Source organism: Enhygromyxa salina, assembly GCF_000737335.2.
GTDB classification, from domain to species: domain Bacteria; phylum Myxococcota_A; class Polyangia; order Nannocystales; family Nannocystaceae; genus Plesiocystis; species Plesiocystis salina_C.
The window spans coordinates 62,607-81,729 of the sequence record NZ_JMCC02000026.1 but is presented as its reverse complement, the minus strand read 5'-3'; the positions used below and the strand labels follow the sequence as shown (position 1 = coordinate 81,729).

The window sequence follows — 19,123 nt, the reverse complement described above, 5'->3', positions numbered from 1 at the left end:
CTCGACTTTGGCGGTTGCAGAGCGGCCTCATGCGTAGCCCACTGCGTCCAGCAAGGGTGCCAGAGATTTATGATCTAAGCGGCCCTTACCCGCTCGATCACAAATCCAGCGCAGCCAGGACTGCCGCCGGAGCTCGGCGAGCATGTCCGCGAAGCTCGGGGTGGACTTGCCGCGGTACCAAGGAGCCGGGCGCAGGGGCAGCTTAGTGCGACGCGCGGACCACCCAAGGTACCACACGACGACGAGAGTGTAGGCCCACAGTGCCATGGGGGCGGTGCGCTGCACCGCTTTCTCGACACGGTTCTGTGGATCCTCGAAGCCCAGCGAGCTCTTGGCCCAGTGGAACGTCTCCTCGAGGGTCCATCGTTGGCAGTACTGCGTGATGACTTGGGCCGCGTCGAGGTCCAGGTCCGTGGTCGTCAGGACGTCGAGTTTGACGTGGCCAGGCCAGTCACGGATGACGACGAAGAGCATTTGCTTGTCGTAACTGACCTTGTACCAGACGGCCCTGAAGACCTTGACGCGGACGGTTGCGCGTCGGCCATAGATGTCGAGGGTGAGCGACTTCCATCGCTGGTTCCGGTCCTTCGGAGACGCGAGTTTACGCCCCTTGACGCGAGGACGTCCGCGACCACGATGCTTGGGCGCCGTCGCGTAGAGGGCCGCGTCGAGTCGGCCTCGACCAAGGATGTTGACGTTGCGAGGCGGCTTGCGGACGATCGTGCTGTTGACGTAGTTGTTGTCGCCAAGTGCGATGAACTCCCGCTGAGGGAATTTTTCGGCTACCAGCCAGAGCAACTCCGAGGCGAGTTCCGTGAGCTTTCGGTGCTCCAGCCCGAGTGCGTCGTTGGTCTTGCGCGTCCGATACAGGCGGACCAGCACGGGCAATGAGTAGGTCTTGTTCCAGCGCGGGACATGGATGACGACCGCGAGCACCACCCACTTGTGTCCGAAGTGCCAGAACGGGTGGCTGACGCTCGATAGAAGCGGGTCGTGGTGCATTCCCGCCGACGAGATATGCTTGCCGGTGTGGCGCGCAAGCGTGTCGTCGATCGTCAGCGTCACCCGTGAACCTCGCGGGACCATCGACAACGCGAGTCGCATCAATGCGAGACCGATCTGATCGGGCTCCCACACCCCGCAGCTGAAGAACCGATAGAAGCCGCTGTGCTCGCGCTCCCCGACGACGCCGGCGCCACGCAGGACACCAGTGATGGTGTGCTTGCCCGTACACAAGAGCCAGCCAGACAAGAGGGTGACGAAGCGCGCGAAGCTGGGAGCGGTAAAATACTCGCGCAGCACGGGCAGGCAAGCGATGAACGAGTCGGGTAGCATGATGGCGGGCCTCCTTTGAGGGTTTGCGTGGATATCGCAATCCAACTCTGACCTTCTCAGCGAGTGCCCGCGACCTCTTCTACAATCCACCGAGCCCCTCCAGTCCTGCCAACTGCGAAGCTGGCTGCTTCAGGGAAACAGACCAGTGACGAGTACCGAGCGCACTCAGGCGCTCGTTTTGCGCGCGAGACTCCTCGGTGGACGCGCAGGCGGATCCGCCTACCAGGCCATGGAGCTCCGGGGAGCCCACGTCTCTGCGGATGGCCCCGTCGTCTGCAGGCTCAAAACCGCCAAAGTCGAGTCTAGGGCAGCAGCGGCTGCGCGTCGGCGTGAGTCAGGGTCTCGACGATCTCGCCGGTCAGCACGACGAGCCTGGTCGTCTTGCCCCCGTTGACCTCCACCTTGAGCTGCGCCTTGTCGACGCCCGGCGCCAGCGTGATGTCGCGGTCGGGCAGATGCAGCAAGTTGATCGCCGGGGCCTCGGCCGAGAGGCTGACCCGCATGTTGCCCTCTGACACCGTCATCTCGCGGGGGGTGCCCGGCGTGATCGTGGCCTCGAGCTCGGGCAGGGGATGCAGCCGCTTTTGGCGAAGTTGCTCCTCTTGCTCGCGCAGCGCTTGGTTGTGGACGAGGAACACCGCGCCAGCGACGATCACCGCCAACCCAAGCGCGGCGCCAACGAACACACGCACTTGGCGAGCCGCCCGCCAGCCGGCGAAGCGACCCAGGTGATGATCGGTGTGTGGCGGATCATCGAGCAGCTCATCGTCGCGCGCGTGCGGGTCCGACTCGCGGGCCGGAGCCTCGGCGCCCGCACCCGCCTGATCTGCGTCGGGCTCGAGCTTGGCCTGGGCCGCGAGTTCGGCCATCGTGAGCTCGCGGTCTGGCGTCTTCACGGGAATCCAAGTGCTAGCAGGGGGTGGACGTTCGGCGCGCGTCGTCAGATGCGTCGCTGCGCGCCGAGGCCAAGGAGCGAAACCGAAGTCGTATCGGGCATACTTCGAGGTTTTGCGACGCAGGCATTCGGTGGGCAGAGGCGTATCTGGCGTCGTGGGACGAACTTCTACGCCCTGCTAGCGGTTGGCCTCGTCGATGAGCCGCGCGCCCTCCATGAGCAGGCTGGTCGTCGACGTCTTGACGAGGTCTTCCATCTCGATGTCCATGGCCGTGAAGTGAAACCGGCCCTTGTCCCACAACAGCATGTGATAGACGCAGTGCGCCCCATCGCGGCTGACGGTGTCTTTTTCGATGCGGGCCTGGATGACCTGACCCTTGCGGATGAAGATGCGGCCCACCTTCTTGTCCGTGGAGTTCTGCAGCTGAAGCACACCGTCTTTGCGCTCCATCTCCATCATGACCAGCAGGCTCGAGAGCCCCAGCTGCTCGAGACGACCCGATAGACCGGTCCGCTTGATCGCGCCCGAGAACGAGCCGGAGGCGCTGGGATCGACCTGGGGCGCGGCGGGCTCTGGCTCCGCCGCGGGCTGACTTCGCGGCGCCCCCACGTTGCCGTTTTGCTGGCCCTGCTGCGGGTAGCCGCCCTGCTGTGGGTAGCCGCCGGGGCCAGGCGCTTGGCCCTGCTGTTGTTGGGCCGGGGGGTGGCCCGGAGGGCCGTAGTGCCCGCCTTGTTGGGGATAGCCCTGCTGCTGGCCCTGCTGTGGGTAGCCCTGCTGTGGGTAGCCCTGCTGTGGGTAGCCCTGCTGCTGGCCCTGCTGGGGATAGCCTTGTTGTGGGAACCCACCTTGTTGCGGGAACCCACCTTGCTGCGGGAACCCGCCCTGCTGCGGGAAGCCCTGCTGGGCCGGCGGACCAAACCCGCCTGGCGAGGGGAAGCCGCCCGGTGGGCCGCTGGGTTGCGGTCCAAAGTTGCCCGGCGCGAACCCACCTTGCGCGGGTGGCTGGGACGGCGCTGGGCCGTAGCCGCGCTGGCCAAAACCAGGCTGCGGTTGCCCGTACCCGGGGTTGGGATCCTCTGCCTTGCCCCGCTTGGCGAGGGCCTTGAGCACGCGCCGCTCGAGATCGTCGAAGCGAAACGGCTTGGACACGTAGTCGTCGGGCTTGAGCCCGAGCGCGTGCAGCCGATCTTCGTCTTTGCCGAGCGCGGTCAAGAACAGCACCGGAACGTCGGCGAGCATTGGATCCGCGCGGAGCTGTTGGACCAGCGCCCAGCCATCCATGACCGGCATCATCACATCGCTGATGATCATGTCCGGCTTTTGGGCCTGGGCTTTTAACAACGCCTGTTGACCATCGCGCGCGGTGTCGACCGCGTACGTGCCCTTCTTCTCCAGGCTCGATGAGACCATGCGAAGAATCCAGGGGTCGTCGTCGACCACGAGAACCCGAATCTGGGTCACTTGCGCAGCCTAGGGGGGCCTGCCCGGCGTGTCAACGAACTGACCTAGAACGGTCGCAGTTGTGACCAGGCGACCTGGGCGACCACGCCTACTTTGGTGCCTGCGAGCCCCACCGCGCCCTGGACCTGCCGCAGGCGATCGCTCACAGGGAAATACAGGGCGTGCTGGGGTGCAAAGCTGGACGCGAGCACGTGGTGGGCGGTCTTGAGGTACTCGGTGAGAAAGATCCTGGGCCGGCGCTCTGCGCAGGCTAGCAGGGCGAGCGAGCGGACCCGCTGGCGCTCACCACTGCGCCAATACCGGAACAACGCCCGACGAATTCCGCGCGCTCCCTCACCCTCGCCGCGAAAAGCCTCGAAGATCGAGTCTGCGAGGGCCTGGCGGGTGGGCACGTAGCGGTCGTGCTCGAGCCGGTAGCGGCGCAGGCTGGCGTCGTCGAGCCACGGCTGGCCTGGGTCAACATCGGCCCGACGCCGGGCCTCTCGGGCCAGATACTTGGCGTCGAGCAGACCCATCGTCATGCCGCTCGCGGTGATTGGGTGTGAGCAACCCGCGGCGTCACCGACAAGGGCCAGACCCGGGGCGGTGGCGGGCGGGGCCGGCAGGTTGAAGGTTGGCGCCAGCTCGAGCGGCCCCTGGTGGCGCTGCAGCGCGTCGCCGACGGACTCGGCGAGCGGCCCGGGCAAGTAGGGCACGAACGCGTCGGTCAGGTAGCCGGAGAGATCTGCGCCCTTGGCGGGCAGCGCGTGGGGCAGATCGAAGGTCAGGCGGAAGCTCAGCTCACCGTCCTGGCGGGCGATCGGGTAGCAGAGGATCGGACCTGGCCCGCCAAGGATCACGTTGGCGTGCAAGGGGTGGCGCAGCTTGGCCCCCGACACCTCCAGGCCCGCCATGAAGCCGAGGCTCTGGCGGCGATCCGGCACGTCAGCGAGCTTTCGCACGGTGCTCGCCTTGCCGTCAGCCGCAACGACGAGGTCACAGCGGACGCGCAGCTCGCCCTCGCGGCCCGTCAACACGACGCCGCAGGTGCGGTCTTCGTCGCGCAGGAGATCCACGACCCGCCAGCCCTCGAGCAAGGTGACCTGTCGCGGGCCGGGACCGTCGCCCTCTCGGTCGCGCAGGGTCTGACGCATGACCCGAACCAGGGTCTTGTGGTGGACCGAGAGCCCGCGCGGGCGCTCGCCTGGGATCGCGGCGTAGTCCAGCACGACGGGGGCGTCTTGCTCGGTGCTCTGCGAGACCACGAAGCCGTCGACGTCGACGGCGCCCGCGGCGACCAGGCGGGTGTAGAAGCCAAGATCATCCAGGATCTGCGCCCCGCGTGGGTGGATGAACTCACCGGAGAAGCGGGGGGACACGCCGCGGTGCAGATCGACCACGAGGATCGAGCGATGCCGGCGTTGATCCGCCTCTGCGAGCGCCTGGGCCAGGGCGCAGCCGGCCAGCCCGGCACCGACGATCACCACGTCGTAGCGATCCGCGATCGGGGGTCGAAGCTGTGTGTTCAACATGCTCGTGCTCGGTTTGGATCAGATGTTCGTGAGCTCGCCGACCTCGCGGCGAAAGCTCGACAGCGCCGCGTGGATCGCCCGGGCGCCCGCGCTGGGGTCCCGCAGCCGCGGCGACAGGCCGTAGCCGGGTAGCGCGGCGTCGGGCAGGCTCGGCGCGTCATCGGGGATCTGGCCGACGCGACCCACGAGGTGACGCGCCGCTCGCTGGGCCTGTGCACAGGGCTCGCCCGCGGCGATCAGCGCCAGCAGCCCGCGCGCGGTCGCAAGCTCGTCGCCGAAGCTGCCATCTTCCAGCTGCTTGGTGCGCAGCCGCTGCTCGCAGGCCTTGCGCAGCGGGTTGTCCGGCACGCACTGGATCGCGGTCGCGCGCACGACCTCCGCGAGCGTCGCGACCGACCACGTGTGGCCGTGAGCTGCGTGCGTGCGATCGAGCCAAGCACACGCAGCGGCGATGCGGTCGTCCTCGCGCCGCCAGCCCAGCACCGCGAGCTCGCGCAAGACCGTGGCGGTCAACACCACGCGCGCTTCATCGTCGGTGCCGCCAAGGTTGAGTTGATCCGCGTCGCGCCAGGGCAGCTGCGAGAGCGGGACCGTGGCCTCGCCCCGCTCGAACCGGGCGAACGAGCCGTCGGGCTCTTGCATCGCGAGCATGATCTCCGCCGCGCGGCGCAGGCTGGCTCGGGTCGCGGGGGTTCGCGTGCCACGAAGCGCGTGCAGGACGGCGCAGGTGGTGCGCAGATCGAGGTGCGCGTCGGCCTGGGTCTCGGCTGACCAGCCGCCGGTTGGGGCGTTGGCGCGGCGCTGCCAGGGGCCGGAGCTGGTGAGCTCGGCGGCGAGCAGTCGGTCCTGGACGCCGTCGATCCCAGCCGCGGTGCCCAAGCCCGCGATCTTGGCGAGCGGGCGCCCGGTCAAGCCTTGCGCGAGCGCCTGCTTGGACGGCCCGATCTGAACGATCCCCCGAGCCTGTCGCAGGTACGCCAGCCCGGCGCGGATCCGTGGATCATCGCTGGTGACCCCCGCCACCCGCAGCGCCATGAGGCTGTAGATCGTGGGTCGCGTCGAGAACCACCCGCCGTGCGGCTGCTGGGCGTCCTCGATCCACCGACGCGCCCGCGCCAGCGAACGCCGACGCACGGCGCCGCACGGCAGCTTGCGCCCAAACCGAATCGAGCTGTCGAACGCCTGCAACAGATCTCCGGCCAACCCTGGCCGCGTGAGCCGAGGTGGGATCGCAGCGTCGTCGCGGTTGTAGAGCAGCAGCTCGGGGGCCTCGTACAGGTGGACCCGCGCTGGGCCGGACGCGAGCAGGTGCAGCGCGGTGACCATCTGCCGGGCCCACGGTGACAGCCGGGCCGGCGAGAGCGGAGCGAACTCGGGGAGCAGGTACAGCTCGGACGGGACCGACGGGACCCAATCCCACTCGACCGTGCCGGCCATCGCCAGCCACAGACGCACGCTCAGGTTGGCTTGCCGGGCGCCGCCGAGCTCGTGGATCACGCGCAGCGCGCGGACCAGATCCTCGGCGTCGGGATCCTCGCCAGCTTGAACGCGGGCCCAATATCCCAAGCAGGTGAGCGAGACGTCGGGCTCGCCCATTTCGTCGCGCCAGCTGCCATCTGCGTGCTGCTGGCTGCGGATCCACCCGAGCAGGCCCTGGCGCTCGTCGGCGCTCAGATCATGAAACAGCGCGTCGGCCAGCAGCACTTCGCAGCTTGGGCCAACATCGGGGATCTCTGCCAGCCACGGCTGCGGCTGGTGCAGGCGGGCCCACCAGGACCGGCACCAGGCTTGGCTGCGGGCGAGGGCGGCGTCGAGTGGGCCCCCAGCGGTCACTGGCTCGCACCGCCAGCGCAGGACCGGGCGCGCACGTGGTGTCGCCCGACGAATGGTGACGGGCACCGCGGAAGTGGAGGTCTGTTCAAGCATGGCTGCAACGGCGCAATGCGCGCTAATTGCATGAGAGCATACACGTGTGGACCTCCCGTCCCGGTGACGCCTGTCACAGCTCCGGTGTGTCAAAAGTGCCACAGGACCCCTCCCAGGGCCATCTAGATGCGTTTTTCAATTTGCAGTGCCAGCCCTTGCGCACCCATTTTAGAGGTTGGGGCTGGGCTTGCCCGATACGTGTGCCCTCTGCCACACTGCCGCAAATGCGTCGCACGAAGACCGCTCTTACTTTCGCCGCTGCCCTGCTGGGCGTGACCACGCTCGGGAGTTGCACGGAGGAAGAGCCCGAGAACTTCGCCACGATCCGAATTGAGATGTCGCCGACCAACGGTAACGCGGCGATGTTCGACGGGACCACCGAGGTCACCGCGACCGTGCAGTACGAGACCTGCCTGCAAGACTTCTATCTGGTCCGCCAACCGACCTATCAAAAGGACGGCACCAACGGCGCGCCCGTGTTCGCCGACTTCGAGGATCGCCTGTGCAGCGACTTCACCGACATCCCCGATTGCGAGGTCACGGAGATCAAGCAGAACCTGATCGACGCCAACCAGGTCTACAGCTTGGCGGTCACGTACAAGATCAACGACTCCTCGACCCTGCCGTATCGCGAGCTGCACGTGGGCCCGCTCCCGGTCGATGCCTTCGCGGGCTGCGACTCTGGCCAGGGTCCCAGCGTCGAGCTGCGTCAGTCCGGGCTGATCGGCAAGAACGCCCAGGGCACGCAGATCTGGCGGATCGGCGCGCTGCCGGGCACGAACATCGCTGTCGCCAACCAAGGTGCGCCGCTACGCGTCGACATCGTCGCCAACTGACGCTGCTCGCGGTGCTGTCAACCGGGTGCCTGTCGCGGCAGCCCGGTGAGCAGCAGGAGGTCGCGCCAGACACCACCCAGACCGAGGCCGCCCGCGGCCCTCGGTGTGAGGCGAGCCCGGCGCGAGCGATCGCGCTGCTGCGTCCGCCACCGGAAGCGGGGGCGTGCGGCCTGGCGCTCGAACGTGACGGCGAGGGCGAGCGCCAGCTGTTGGTTCGGCCGGTCCCGCGCGAAGGCGAGCCCGAGCCATCCCCGATCGCGCGCGGCGTCGCGCCCGAAGCCTGCGGGTCCGCGCTCGAGTTCTGCGAGCTGTGGGGGGTGAGCGACGCGCTCGGACCGATCGTGCTCGCCAGCGTGCGCGGCCACGAGAGCGAGATGCCGATCCAAGTCTACGTGGGCTGGGCAGCCGGCGATCGTCTGGTATTTGCCCAGAGTTGGTACGGCCTGAGCTCGGTCATGGACCACACCCGGATCGGACCGCCGTGGGTGCTCGCCCCGTTCGACTGCGGCGGCGAGCTGATGTTGCTGCCCACCGGCCGACTACCAGAGTCCAAGGTCGAGCTCGCCGACGCCGACTTGGTCGCCCTCGCCGGTCAGTGGGCGGTCGGCGAAGACGGCCTCTCCGCCCCGCCCGCGACCGCAGCCACCACCGATCCAAGCACCTGCCGAGCCATCCTCCCCGCGCTGCCCTGACCTCAGTATTTATTACTGAGGAACGTAGCAGGCGCCGACGTTCTCTAGACCGGGCTGCGGATCCAGCGGAATCTCGCCGCAGACCATTGGCGACTGGCAAGTGTCAGCGTCCGCCAGATCGCACAGCGCCGTGCAGCAGCTGGGCTCCGCGCAGTCCGGAATCACGCCGCCGGTCTCACACACGAAGCCCTCGGCGCAGCCCGAGTCATTCACGCTATTGCACGAATCCGCGGTCGAGCCGACGTCACCCGTGCGCGGGTACTGGCACACGAAGTTGGACTGGCGCACGCGCTGGCACACCTGCAGCTCCGGGCACAGCGGCGCGAGCGGATCGCAGATCGCGGCGCACACGGGGATCTGCAGGCCCGGCGGCGTGCCGCACAGCGCGAACTCGCAGTCGTCGTCGGCGCCACACAGCTGCAGGCACAGACCGCCCGGGCTGTCGGGCGTGTTGGGAATGCAGGTGTGGCCGGCGGGGCACTGATCCTGGCCGGTGCCCGGCGCTGGCGTGCACGGATCAAACGGGAGCAGCGCGCCGTCGTCGGGGACACAGTCGTAGATCGGCGTGCTGGTTGACGTGAGCACTGTGCATTTTTGGCCGTCGGGGCAGGGGACGGCCTCGCTGGGATCGCAGTTGAAGGTTGGATCACCGGTGGTGTTGGTGTCGCCGTCACCGCTGGGATCGCCGTCGCCGGGATCGCCGTCACCGTCGCCGCTGCTGGTCTCTGGTTGATCGTCGCCGACATCGTCGGCGGCGGTCTGGCAGCCAAGGGCGAGGAGCGAGAGCAGCAGGGGCGGGAGCAGGGTGGAGCGGTGCATGGGGCGGGGGGGCCAACGGGGTCGAGCGCTGACGCTTTCGCAGGCGAGGCTACTGTAGCCTAGGCTAGGAGCCCGTGGTGCAATGCATCGCGTCGCCTCGCGCCGGGATGCGTTGCACCACGGGCTCCTAGGAGCCCGTGGTGCAACGATCGCGTCGCCTCGCGCAGGAGCGAGGGGGCGCCAGTGCTGCTGCGACTGGTAGCACGCTCGGTCCTCGGCTGGCGTCGCAGTCCCAACTTGGGCCCGGGAAGTTCGGCTCGATGTCCAAGCTCCGCCCCTGGCACGCGACCCAGCGCGCGCGCGTCTCGAGACGGCGCCGCGAGAGGTGCCGGTCAATCCCAACGCTGCCTTCCACGCAGCCAGCCCAGGCCAGGGAGCGCGCTTCGATCCGCGCGGCCGGCCTTCGTCGGCTACAAAAATTTCCGTCTAGCCGAGATCTGGGGCAGGCGTGGGGCCGAGCGCGACGCTGGGGTCGGCGCTCAGGCCCTAGCGAGGGCCCCCGGCTCACGACGCGATCGGCGGACGCTCCCTCGCGCGGCAGGTGATTGACCGCCGCGATCCACCAAGCGGCCCTCGAAAGGTCCCAGGAGTTCGGCCGACCCGATCTCGAGCGCCTCAGCCGGGCGTCGATGCGCACTCTGTTGCAAATTCAGGGGCGCCAGCGCGACCCGAAGCCAAGCCGAGCCGCTTTCGCTGGCCCTCCAGAGCCGACGATCGCGGCGCGACTGGCAACTAAAGTAGCCAACCGAGGCCGTTCGGCGCGCGGAGGCGGTCAAAAAGGCCCTCCCGAGGTCATCTTTTGACTGTCGAGCACGAGGCGAGGCCCTTCGGCAGCAGGAATTGCGCGAGCTGGGTCACTCCGAGGTCCGCGCGAGGACCGCTATCTGCCCCGACCACCTCGCTCGGGTGCTGCCCACGAAGTTCAACGAGTCCCCCCACCATGCCTCGGCGTCAACTGCGTGGGCACTCCTCCGACCAGCAGGACCGCAACACCGAGCGGGCTGGCCGAATCCTCGAAGACCTGGGGTCGGACACGACCAAGATCGAGTACGACTGGCTCGACGATATCGATCCCCACTGCTCTGGAAGCGAGTCATTCGCGGGCTGCGTATCGGATGCCAACGACCGAGCAGAGACTTCCTCATGTCAACAGTTGTCTATTATGCGACGCAGTTCAACAGATTGTGTTTCGCTACGCGTCGTCGACGGGCAGCTGGGAGTTCGACCCCCTCGACCTCAGCTATGTCGAGCCTGGCTACGGGACTTGGACGCTGAGCTTCGACGGCCTGTCGTTGTTCTGATCAGCGGCTGAGCTTCGTCGGCGCTGATGCTGGCCGAACTGGAGTGCCGCCACGCGTGGGTTGGCGCTGGCGTGTGATTGGCCTCGGGCTTTTTCATTCGCCACATGGGTCCGCAGCGCTGGACGGCGTAAGCACTCCTCGCCGCGCAGGCCGAGCGAGGCGAACAGGAGCGCGATGGCAAGACCTCTGGCCCGAGATACCGTCGGCTACGGAAAGCCCTGGCGACGCTGCTCCCCGTCACTGCCGATCCCAAGCCAGCATCAGCCGCCGGGTGCCGCGGACCGTCGCGCTCACGACCGGCTCGATCAACGCCCCCTCGACGAGCCGCAACCCCGGCAACCGCTCGAGCAGGGCCTGCACGCTGACCCGCGCCTCGAGCTGGGCGAGCGCCGCCCCGACGCAGGCGTGGATCCCTTGCCCAAACGCGAGGTGGTTGGCCTTGTCAGCCCGGTGCAGATCAAACCGGTCGGGATCGGCGAAGCACGCGGCGTCGCGGTTGGCCGAAGCAAAGCTGAGCCGCAGGTGCTCACCCGCTGGCAGATCCACGCCACCAACGCGCACGTCCGCCGTGGTGGTCCGATACATGTTCGGGACCGGCGGATCAAAGCGCAGGGTCTCGGTGATCGCAGCTGGGATCAACTCCGCGTCGGCCCGGACCTGCGCGAGCGCTTCGGGATGCTGCAACAGCAGCTTGATCGTGTTGGTGATCAGGCTGGTGGTGGTCTCGTGGCCTGCGAACAACACGGTCATCAGCAGCCCGACGAGGGCGTTGTCGCTGGGCGGGTCCGGCATGTCCTGGACCGCCGCGACGACGTCGCTGACGAGGCCCTCGCTCGGCCGGGTGCGGCGGGCAGCGATCATCGCGGCGATGTAGTGTTGAAACTCGACGACCGCGGCGGCGGCCTTGCGCTGCCGATCGAGATCGCCGATCTGACCAATCATCACGAGCCACTCGTCGGACCAGCGCTTGAACGCGGGCAGGTCCTCGCTCGGGATCCCGAGCAGGTCGGCGATCACGCGGGCCGGCAACGGGTAGGCGAACTCGGCGACGAGGTCGGCCGTGCCGGCGTGGGCAAAGCCTTCGATCGCGGCGTGGGCGAGCGCGGTGATCGTTGGCTGCTTTGCGTGGATCCGACGCGGCGTGAAGGCTTGATTGATGAGCGCGCGAAACTTGGTGTGCCGCGGCGGATCGAGGTCGACGGAATTGGGCTCGTAGGGGATCCCCGCCGCGAGGACCTCGAGGATCTCTGGCGGCGGTGCGGCCGGAACATTGGTGATCGCGTTGGCCGAGGAGAACCGCGCCGGGTCGCGCAGCGCCGCGACGACATCGGCGTGACGCGTGATGACCCAGGTGCCAAGCGCGGGGCTGAAGAACACGGGGTGCTCGCGCCGGGCCTTCCGCAGCGGCGTGTGCGGGTCATCTCGGTGCGCATTGAACGGATCGAAGTTGAAGGTGTGGGCGCCCCGAAGCTCAGCAGTTGCCATCGTGGACATCGTATCCGGTCGGCGCTGACCGAACGCACGAATTCACGCCACCGCGAATTGCGACCGTTGGCCCCTGCGCTGCATATCTAATACCCTGCGCCGCCCCTGATGAATTTTGACGATCCGATGCTCAACCTCGCGACGATCTTGATCGCGGGGATTGTCGGCGGTGAGCTGGTCTCGCGCCTGAAGCTCCCAAAGGTCACTGGCTGGATCGGCACTGGCATGTTGCTGCGCGTGCTCGCGCTCCCCGGGCTCGAGCCGGGCGATCTGGGCAAGATGGCCCCGTTCACCGATTTCGTGCTCGGGTTCATCGCGTTCACCGTTGGCGCGACGCTCCACCTTCACAGCCTGCGCAACGCCGAGCGGCGGCTCTCGCTGCTGGTCCTGGGTGAGGCCCTGATCACGCCAACGGTGGTGTTCTGCGCGCTCTACTTCATCGGCGGTCTGCCGCTCGATGTCGCCGTGCTGCTGGCCGTCATCGCCATCGCCGGGGCGCCGGGCACGACGGTGATCGTGGTCCGCGAGGCGCGGGCACGGGGGCTGCTGTCCGGCACCCTGATCGCTGGAGTTGGACTCATCGACATGGTCGCGGTCGGCGCGTTCGCGTTTTGGGAGGCGATGCTGCGCGAGCGCGGCAGTGGCTGGGAGGACGCGGTGGTCGCCCTTGGCGTCGAGTTTGGAGGGGCGCTTGCGATCGGGCTGGGTTGCTCGCTGCTCGCGGTCGGCCTGACCCGGCGGCTGGTTCGGGCGAGCTCGGTCGGACCCACGATGGTCGCGGTGATCCTTGGCGCCTGGGGCCTGGCGCAGGTGTTCGACGTGTCGAGCATCCTCGCGTGCACCTTCGCCGGGATCACGCTGTCCAACATCAAGCACGACACCGCGCGCTCGGCCGAGGCCTACCTCCAGCCGTTCGGCGGCGTGCTGTTCGCGGGCTTCTACACGATCGTTGGCCTGCGCCTGAACTTCGCCGTGGTGATCCCGATGGCCGGGATCGTGTTCTTGTATTTCGCCTCGCGGCTCGGCGGGAAGTCGCTGAGCGCGTTCATCTCCATGAGCCTGGCCAAGGTCCCGCGCGGGGTTCGCAACCACCTCGGGCTCGCGCTCTTGCCTCACGGCGGCGTCGCGGTCGGGCTGATCTTCTTCGTTCAGAGCCAGCCGCAGCTGGCCGACATCGCCGACAGCGTGGCCGCGATCGGGCTGGCGGGTCTGGCCGTCAACCAGCTCATTGGGCCCAGCGCGACCCGGTTCTCGCTGCAGCGCGCGGGCGAGGTCGGCCAAGATCGGCCGCGCTTGCTCGACTTCCTCGAGGAGCAGCGGATCGTGCTTGGCATCAGCGGTGACAAGCGTGCGCTGATCGAGACGCTGGCCGACCGCCTGTACGCGACCACGCCCATGCTCGTGCCCAAGTCGGAGTTTGTCGAGTCCGTGCTCGCGCGCGAGGACGAAGCCTCGACCTGTCTGGGCCGCGGCTTGATGATCCCCCACACGATGGTGCCCGAGGGCGAGGAGGTCAGGGGCGTGCTCGGGCTCAGCGTCGAGGGGCTGGACCTTGGCGCCTACGACGGTCGCCCGGTCCACGCGGTCGTGCTGCTGGCCACACCCGAGCGCGATCGCCCGCGACACCTGCAGATCCTTGGCGCGTTCGCTTCGGCTCTGACCAAAGACGACGACCTTCGCGACCAGCTCTACCACGCTCGCAGCGCTGGCCATGCCTATGAGATCCTGCACGCCGATGCGTTTGGCGATCTCAACTACTTTGTCGACGACGCACTCGAGCGCGTTGGTCGCGAACGGGCGTAGGTGGGCGATAGGGTCTGTGATCTCGGTGTTGCTTGGCTGTGGCGCGGGGGAGCGTCCAAGCTCCGGCGCGCAGGCGACCGCGGCGATCCCGAGCGGCGCCGTGACGAGGGGCGAGCAGGCGTCCAGCGATTCGCCCAAAGTTGGCGAGCTGGTGGTGATCGCCGAGGAGGCCGACCTGTTCGCGGGCCCCGATGATCGCGGGCTCCGCTTCGCTGTGCCGCTCAACCGCGCGACCGATCCGACCCCGGGCCACGTCGTCGAGGTCGTTGGGATCGAGGGGGACTTCATCGCGGTCGAGACCCACGACCCCGGGCTCGCGCCAGCGTGCGCAGGCAGCTTTGGGATCGAGTCCGCGCTCGAGCTGCGGTTTTGGGTCACGCGTGGATCGCTGCGCACGGTCCTGAGCCACCCGGTGCGGATCGCGTCCAAGGACGGCAGCAGCGTGGCGCTGGTGCCCGGCGTGCCGATCAGTCGCTTCGAAGATCGAGTCAGCGCGCACGTTGGCGGGCTCAAGCTGCAGATCGACCTCGATGACGCACAGCTTCGCCACGCGGAGGCGCTTGGGTTCATGCCCGCCCCGCCGGACGACGGCCCGCCGATCACCTGGTCGCTTGGAACGATCCCGTGGCCCGAAGCGACCGAGCTTCGCTACGGGGAGCGCAGCGTTCGCAGTCGCGGCGGGGTGTTCACCCTGGCGGTCGCGCAGCGTCCCTCGGGCGAAGCGGGCGACGACGCGCTGCTGAGCTTCGTCAACCCCTGCGGTCGCTTCGAGCTGCTCGCCCAGCCAGGCCCGCGCGAGGTCGAGTCGGGCCCCAAGCCGCCGATCAACATGGACAAGGCGCGCCGCGCCGCCGGGATCAGCCCGCTGCAAGCGGACACGCCGGAAGCGGCTTGCGTGCGCTGGGACTTGGCCGCGAACACGCCGCTCGAGTGGGTGGACGGCAGCCCCGCTGGCCACGCGCGCGCGCGCTTCAGCATGTCGCGCGCGCCCGTGGCACCCGCGCCCGAGGATCGCGGGCGGGTCTGCTTTGACGCGGTCCCAGGTCTCGCCGTGTGTAGCGATGCGGTGGCGGTGACGCGCCACGTCGAGCCGAACTGCGAGTGACCGACGGAGGCAGCGATCAGCCGCCGATCAGCTACCGATGAGGGCGGCACACCCCCGCACGAGCGCCGTCGCGGTGTCCAGCGCTGCGCTGGCGGCCTCGTCTTTGCTCCGCGCGAGCCGAACCAGCCCGGCGGGTGGCATGACCGGGATCTGCAGCAGCTCGCGACAACGCTGGCATTGCTCGAGATCGAAGGGCTCGCGCCCGCGCTCGCTCGGATCGTCCAAGCTGGCCGACAGGGCGCGAAGATGATCGATGTAGCTGCGCCCCCACGCGGTCTCGCAGCGCTCGCGCGACCAACCGCGGGCAGCGAGGGTGACCAGCGTGGCATTGAGGGCCATGCCCGCGGCCCGGCGCGCGTGCGTGACCGCGGTCCTGCGCGAGGCCAGCTGCGCCCGACCCTGGACGAGCTCGGTGTGCGCGGCCGCGAGCCAGGCGTTCGCGTCGAGGCGCCAGAGCCAGTGCGTGCTGTCTCGCTCGTTCGTCGCCATCGCTGGCGTATCTATACAACGGCCCGGGCGCGTGCCGACACGGCTGTTGTTGCGGAGATCTACACCCGAATCGAGCGCGTGCGGACATCGCGGATCTGCGGGCTAGACCGGCGGCAGCGCATCGTTGCGGGGCGCTCGGGCACGGTGCCAGCAGGCTGCCAGCAGGCTGATCAACGCCTGCATTCGTGCGAGACTCCGCGACCGTGTCCCGCACCAGCAAGAGCTCGAAGGTCTCAGCGCAGATCGAGGTGTCCGTTCACAAGGACCACCTGCGAAAGCTGTCAAAAACCCGTCGCCCGTTGGCGGCGGTCGAGGAGCTGGTCTGGAACAGCCTCGACGCCGACGCTGACCGCGTCGAGGTCGTGATCGACAAGAACCTGTGGGGCGGGGTGTACCGGATCGCGGTCGTCGACGACGGTGACGGCATGTCGCCCGACAAGGCCCTCGAGGTGTTCGAGCGCTTGGGTGGCTCGTGGAAGCAGAACGTCGATGTCACCGCAAAAGGCCGCAGGCTGCACGGCAAAGAGGGCAAGGGTCGATTCGCTGCGTTCTCGCTTGGTGCCACGGTCGTGTGGGACTCGGTCGCGCTGCGCACCGCCGGCAAATACACTTCATGTCGAATCGAATCGACAGACATGAGAATTGACCAGTTCCTCGTCACGGGCGACCGGACGAGGAGCAGCCTGCAGTCACACAGCGGCACCAAGGTCACGATCAGCGACGTGCCAGAGAGCGTCCACGGCTTGGTCGGCGAAGACGCGATCACGGCGATGCACGACAAGTTCGCGCTGTATCTGCTCCAGTACCCAAGCGTGAGGCTCATCTACAACAATGAGCTGATCGAGCCCTCCGCCGCGATCGCGGCCATTCACACCTGCGCTGTCAGCATCGTCGTCGACGGTGAGACGCACGAGGCCGAGATCGACATTGTCGAGTGGAAGCGCAAGGGCCCGCGTGGGATCTATCTGTGTGACAGCGAGGGCTTCTCGATCCAAGACGTCGGGGTGGGCGTCAACACCCACAACCGCCGGATCACGGCCCACGTCAAGAGCAAGGCGTTCGAGGAGCTGCGTGCGACCGGTGGCCTGAGCGTTGGCGACCTGCACCCGGTCGTGCGCGGGTTCCTCAGCCAGACCCGCAAGGCGATCGTCGACTATCACGACACCACGGCCAAGGCGGTGGCGGCCGAGCGGGTCCAAGAGTGGCGCAAGGAGCAGGTCTATCCATTCACCGCGCCCCCGAAGACTGCCAAGCAGACCGCCCAGCAAGAGGCGTTTGTGGTCGTGGCCAACGAGGTCGAAGAGCACGTCCCCGAGGTCCGCCGACAGGGCCTCAAGGCCAAGCGCCTGTTGTTTCGCCTGCTGCGCGACGCGATTGAGCGCGGCCCAGACCACATTCGCGCGATGCTCTCGCAGGTCCTCGACCTGACCGAAGCCCAGCACGACGATCTGGCGGAGCGCCTGGACAAGACCTCGCTGGGGGAGGCCGTGCTCGACGCCAAAGACAAGCAGAGCAAGAAGAGCAAGAAGGCGAAGAAGACGACCGCCAGCGAGAAGCAGCCAGTCGCCCCCTGAGCGGCCTGAGCCGCCTGAGCGGGGGCTGTCGGCCGCGACCCGTCGGCGCGCAGCTCAGGTCTCCCAGATCACCTTCACCCCCAGCGAGTACCAGTGGTCCCGCTTGGCCTCGTACATCGCCTCGATCGTCGCCCGCTTGATCTTCATCGTTGGCGTGAGCTGTTCATCCTCGATCGTCCAGCGCTGCTTCGCGACCACCAAGAACCCAAGCCGCTCGTACTCTTCAACCCTCGCGTTGGTGCTGGCCAACAAGCGCTCGAGGTCCGCGGTGATCCGCTGCTTGACCCCCGGCTGGTCCAGGGTTGGCAGCAGGTCCTCGCTCAGCTGCAGCACCGCATGGGTCAGCGGCATGCCGGAGCCCGCGACCAGTGAGAGCTCGACGTTGGGATCATTGTTGAGGATGTTCTCGATCGGCGCGGGCGCGACGTACTTGCCCTTGCTGGTCTTGAACAGCTCCTTGAGCCGCCCGGTGATCCGCAGTCGCTGCTGCTCGTCGATCACGCCAAGATCACCGGTCTGCAAGTACCCATCTTCAGTGAACGCGGCTTTGCTCAGGTCTTGTTCTTTGTAGTAACCCAGCATGTTGCCGGGGCTCCTGACCAGGATCTCACCGGCGTCCGAGAGCTTGCAGTCGACGTCGGGGTACGCGTTGCCGATGTAGCCGGGGCGACCGTGGCCGGGCCGCGTGAGGTGCGAATAGTTGAAGTTCTCGCTCATGCCGTAGCCCTCGAGCAGCTCGAGGCCGAGGTCGCGGTACCACTGGATCAGCTCGGCGGGGATCGGCGCCGAGCCGCTGCCGGCGAAGCGCACGTGCTCGAGGCCCAGGTTGGCGAGGATCTTCTTCTTGATGATGCCGCGGATGATCGGGATAGCGAGCAAGCGATCGAGCTTGCGCTTGGGCAGCTTGGCATAGACGCCGAGCTGAAATTTGAGCCACAGGCGCGGGACCGACAAGAACACGGTTGGCCGCGCGCGCTTGAGATCCGCGACGAAGGTCTCGAGCGAGTCGGCAAAGAACACGCGCGAGCCGGCGTACAGCGACACACAGCCCGACAGCCAGCGGTCCATCGCGTGGGCCAGCGGTAGGTAGGAGATTTGTCGCTCGTGCTCGTTGATGCCCAGCTGCGAGACGAGGCCCTTGGTTGGCACCGAGATCGTGCGGAAGCTGTGCATGACGCCCTTGGGCGTGCCGGTGCTGCCCGAGGTGTAGATGATCAGCGACTCGTCGTCGGCCGCGCGGGTCCGCTTGTCTGCGACCGGCTCGGTGGCTGCGATGATGTCGTCCCACCCGCGGTGCTTGGTGGCTGGCGCGAGCGGGAGCGTGATGCAGGGCATGCCTTCGGGGACCCCTTGCTCGAGCTCGGTCCAAGTGTCGAGCTTGCCAACGAACAACAGCTTCGCGTCGCTGTGCTCGAGGATGTAGTTCGCGGTGGAGTGGCTGAGCGTGGGGTACAGCGCGACCGTGACGTGCCCGGCCATCCAGATCGCCAGCTCCGCCATGATGAAGTGGGCGCAGTTCTTCGAGACGATTGCGATCTTCGACTGGCGCTCGAAGCCCAGCGAGTCGAGGTGCGCGGCCATCCGCGCGGCCTGGTCGTAGACCTGCGCGAAGCTGTAGTCGATGACCCGGCCGTCGGGGGTGGGCTGGGTCAGGTAGATGTCGCCGCCGCGCGCCTCGACGTGACGGTAGAAGCGTTGGAGCAGCAGGTCGGCGTCGATCGAGCTGGGCATCTCGGGGGCATCGTACCTGGCGCGCGTCTGGGCTGGTGAACGCTTCGCTTGGGTCGCGGACATCGCTCGTGGGCGGTCCGCTCAGAACCGGCTGTCTTCACGAAGAACTGCGTTATCTGGGGATCGAGCGCGTTGCGTGTTGCACGCTGGGCCGACCAG

Annotated in this window: 14 protein-coding genes; 5 read left to right on the top strand and 9 right to left on the bottom strand. The window is 67.8% G+C overall.

What is annotated here, in order from left to right; translation table 11 throughout:
- Window positions 1-27: 27 nt before the first annotated feature.
- From DB30_RS11525 to DB30_RS11505, 5 genes are all read right to left on the bottom strand, one after another.
- Window positions 28-1,335, bottom strand: a complete 1,308-nt coding sequence (locus DB30_RS11525; protein WP_052548456.1) for an IS701 family transposase — start codon at window positions 1,333-1,335, stop codon at window positions 28-30.
- 302 nt (window positions 1,336-1,637) lie between these two features.
- Window positions 1,638-2,231 (bottom strand): hypothetical protein, encoded by a 594-nt coding sequence (locus DB30_RS11520; protein ID WP_052548455.1) that lies wholly within the window; start codon window positions 2,229-2,231, stop codon window positions 1,638-1,640.
- Window positions 2,232-2,408: 177 nt separating this feature from the next.
- The gene (locus tag DB30_RS11515; protein WP_052548454.1) at window positions 2,409-3,692 is read right to left on the bottom strand and encodes a response regulator; all 1,284 of its coding nucleotides are present in this window, start codon (window positions 3,690-3,692) and stop codon (window positions 2,409-2,411) included.
- A 44-nt stretch (window positions 3,693-3,736) separates the two neighbouring features.
- Window positions 3,737-5,203, bottom strand: a complete 1,467-nt coding sequence (locus DB30_RS11510; RefSeq protein WP_052548453.1) for an FAD-dependent monooxygenase — start codon at window positions 5,201-5,203, stop codon at window positions 3,737-3,739.
- 18 nt (window positions 5,204-5,221) lie between these two features.
- Complete coding sequence (locus DB30_RS11505) at window positions 5,222-7,036, bottom strand: prenyltransferase/squalene oxidase repeat-containing protein (RefSeq protein ID WP_052548452.1); 1,815 nt, start codon at window positions 7,034-7,036, stop codon at window positions 5,222-5,224.
- Between the two features lie 317 nt (window positions 7,037-7,353).
- Between DB30_RS11505 and DB30_RS11500 the strand changes: the two genes are divergently transcribed.
- Both DB30_RS11500 and DB30_RS11495 read left to right on the top strand, forming a co-directional pair.
- A complete protein-coding gene (locus tag DB30_RS11500) occupies window positions 7,354-7,965 on the top strand; it encodes a hypothetical protein (RefSeq protein WP_146658533.1) in 612 nt (203 codons plus the stop codon).
- A gap of 11 nt (window positions 7,966-7,976) precedes the next feature.
- On the top strand, window positions 7,977-8,657 hold the full coding sequence (locus DB30_RS11495) for a hypothetical protein (RefSeq protein WP_052548450.1): 681 nt from the start codon (window positions 7,977-7,979) through the stop codon (window positions 8,655-8,657).
- Window positions 8,658-8,669: 12 nt separating this feature from the next.
- On the opposite strand, the gene DB30_RS11490 is transcribed toward DB30_RS11495, so the two are convergent.
- Window positions 8,670-9,476, bottom strand: coding sequence for a hypothetical protein (locus tag DB30_RS11490; RefSeq protein ID WP_052548449.1), 807 nt, complete (start codon window positions 9,474-9,476; stop codon window positions 8,670-8,672).
- Window positions 9,477-11,014: 1,538 nt separating this feature from the next.
- Complete coding sequence (locus DB30_RS11485; protein WP_165703715.1) at window positions 11,015-12,262, bottom strand: cytochrome P450; 1,248 nt, start codon at window positions 12,260-12,262, stop codon at window positions 11,015-11,017.
- Window positions 12,263-12,370: 108 nt separating this feature from the next.
- Between DB30_RS11485 and DB30_RS11480 the strand changes: the two genes are divergently transcribed.
- Both DB30_RS11480 and DB30_RS11475 read left to right on the top strand, forming a co-directional pair.
- The gene (locus tag DB30_RS11480; protein ID WP_052548447.1) at window positions 12,371-14,065 is read left to right on the top strand and encodes a cation:proton antiporter domain-containing protein; all 1,695 of its coding nucleotides are present in this window, start codon (window positions 12,371-12,373) and stop codon (window positions 14,063-14,065) included.
- Window positions 14,066-14,081: 16 nt separating this feature from the next.
- A complete protein-coding gene (locus DB30_RS11475; RefSeq protein WP_052548446.1) occupies window positions 14,082-15,170 on the top strand; it encodes a hypothetical protein in 1,089 nt (362 codons plus the stop codon).
- 27 nt (window positions 15,171-15,197) lie between these two features.
- Here DB30_RS11475 and DB30_RS11470 read toward each other — a convergent pair whose 3' ends face one another.
- Window positions 15,198-15,659 (bottom strand): hypothetical protein, encoded by a 462-nt coding sequence (locus tag DB30_RS11470; RefSeq protein WP_052548445.1) that lies wholly within the window; start codon window positions 15,657-15,659, stop codon window positions 15,198-15,200.
- A gap of 203 nt (window positions 15,660-15,862) precedes the next feature.
- On the opposite strand from DB30_RS11470, the gene DB30_RS11465 reads away from it, so the two are divergent.
- Complete coding sequence (locus tag DB30_RS11465; RefSeq protein ID WP_052548444.1) at window positions 15,863-17,233, top strand: ATP-binding protein; 1,371 nt, start codon at window positions 15,863-15,865, stop codon at window positions 17,231-17,233.
- Between the two features lie 54 nt (window positions 17,234-17,287).
- Here DB30_RS11465 and DB30_RS11460 read toward each other — a convergent pair whose 3' ends face one another.
- Window positions 17,288-18,964, bottom strand: coding sequence for an AMP-binding protein (locus DB30_RS11460; RefSeq protein WP_052548443.1), 1,677 nt, complete (start codon window positions 18,962-18,964; stop codon window positions 17,288-17,290).
- Between the last annotated feature and the right edge of the window lie 159 nt (window positions 18,965-19,123).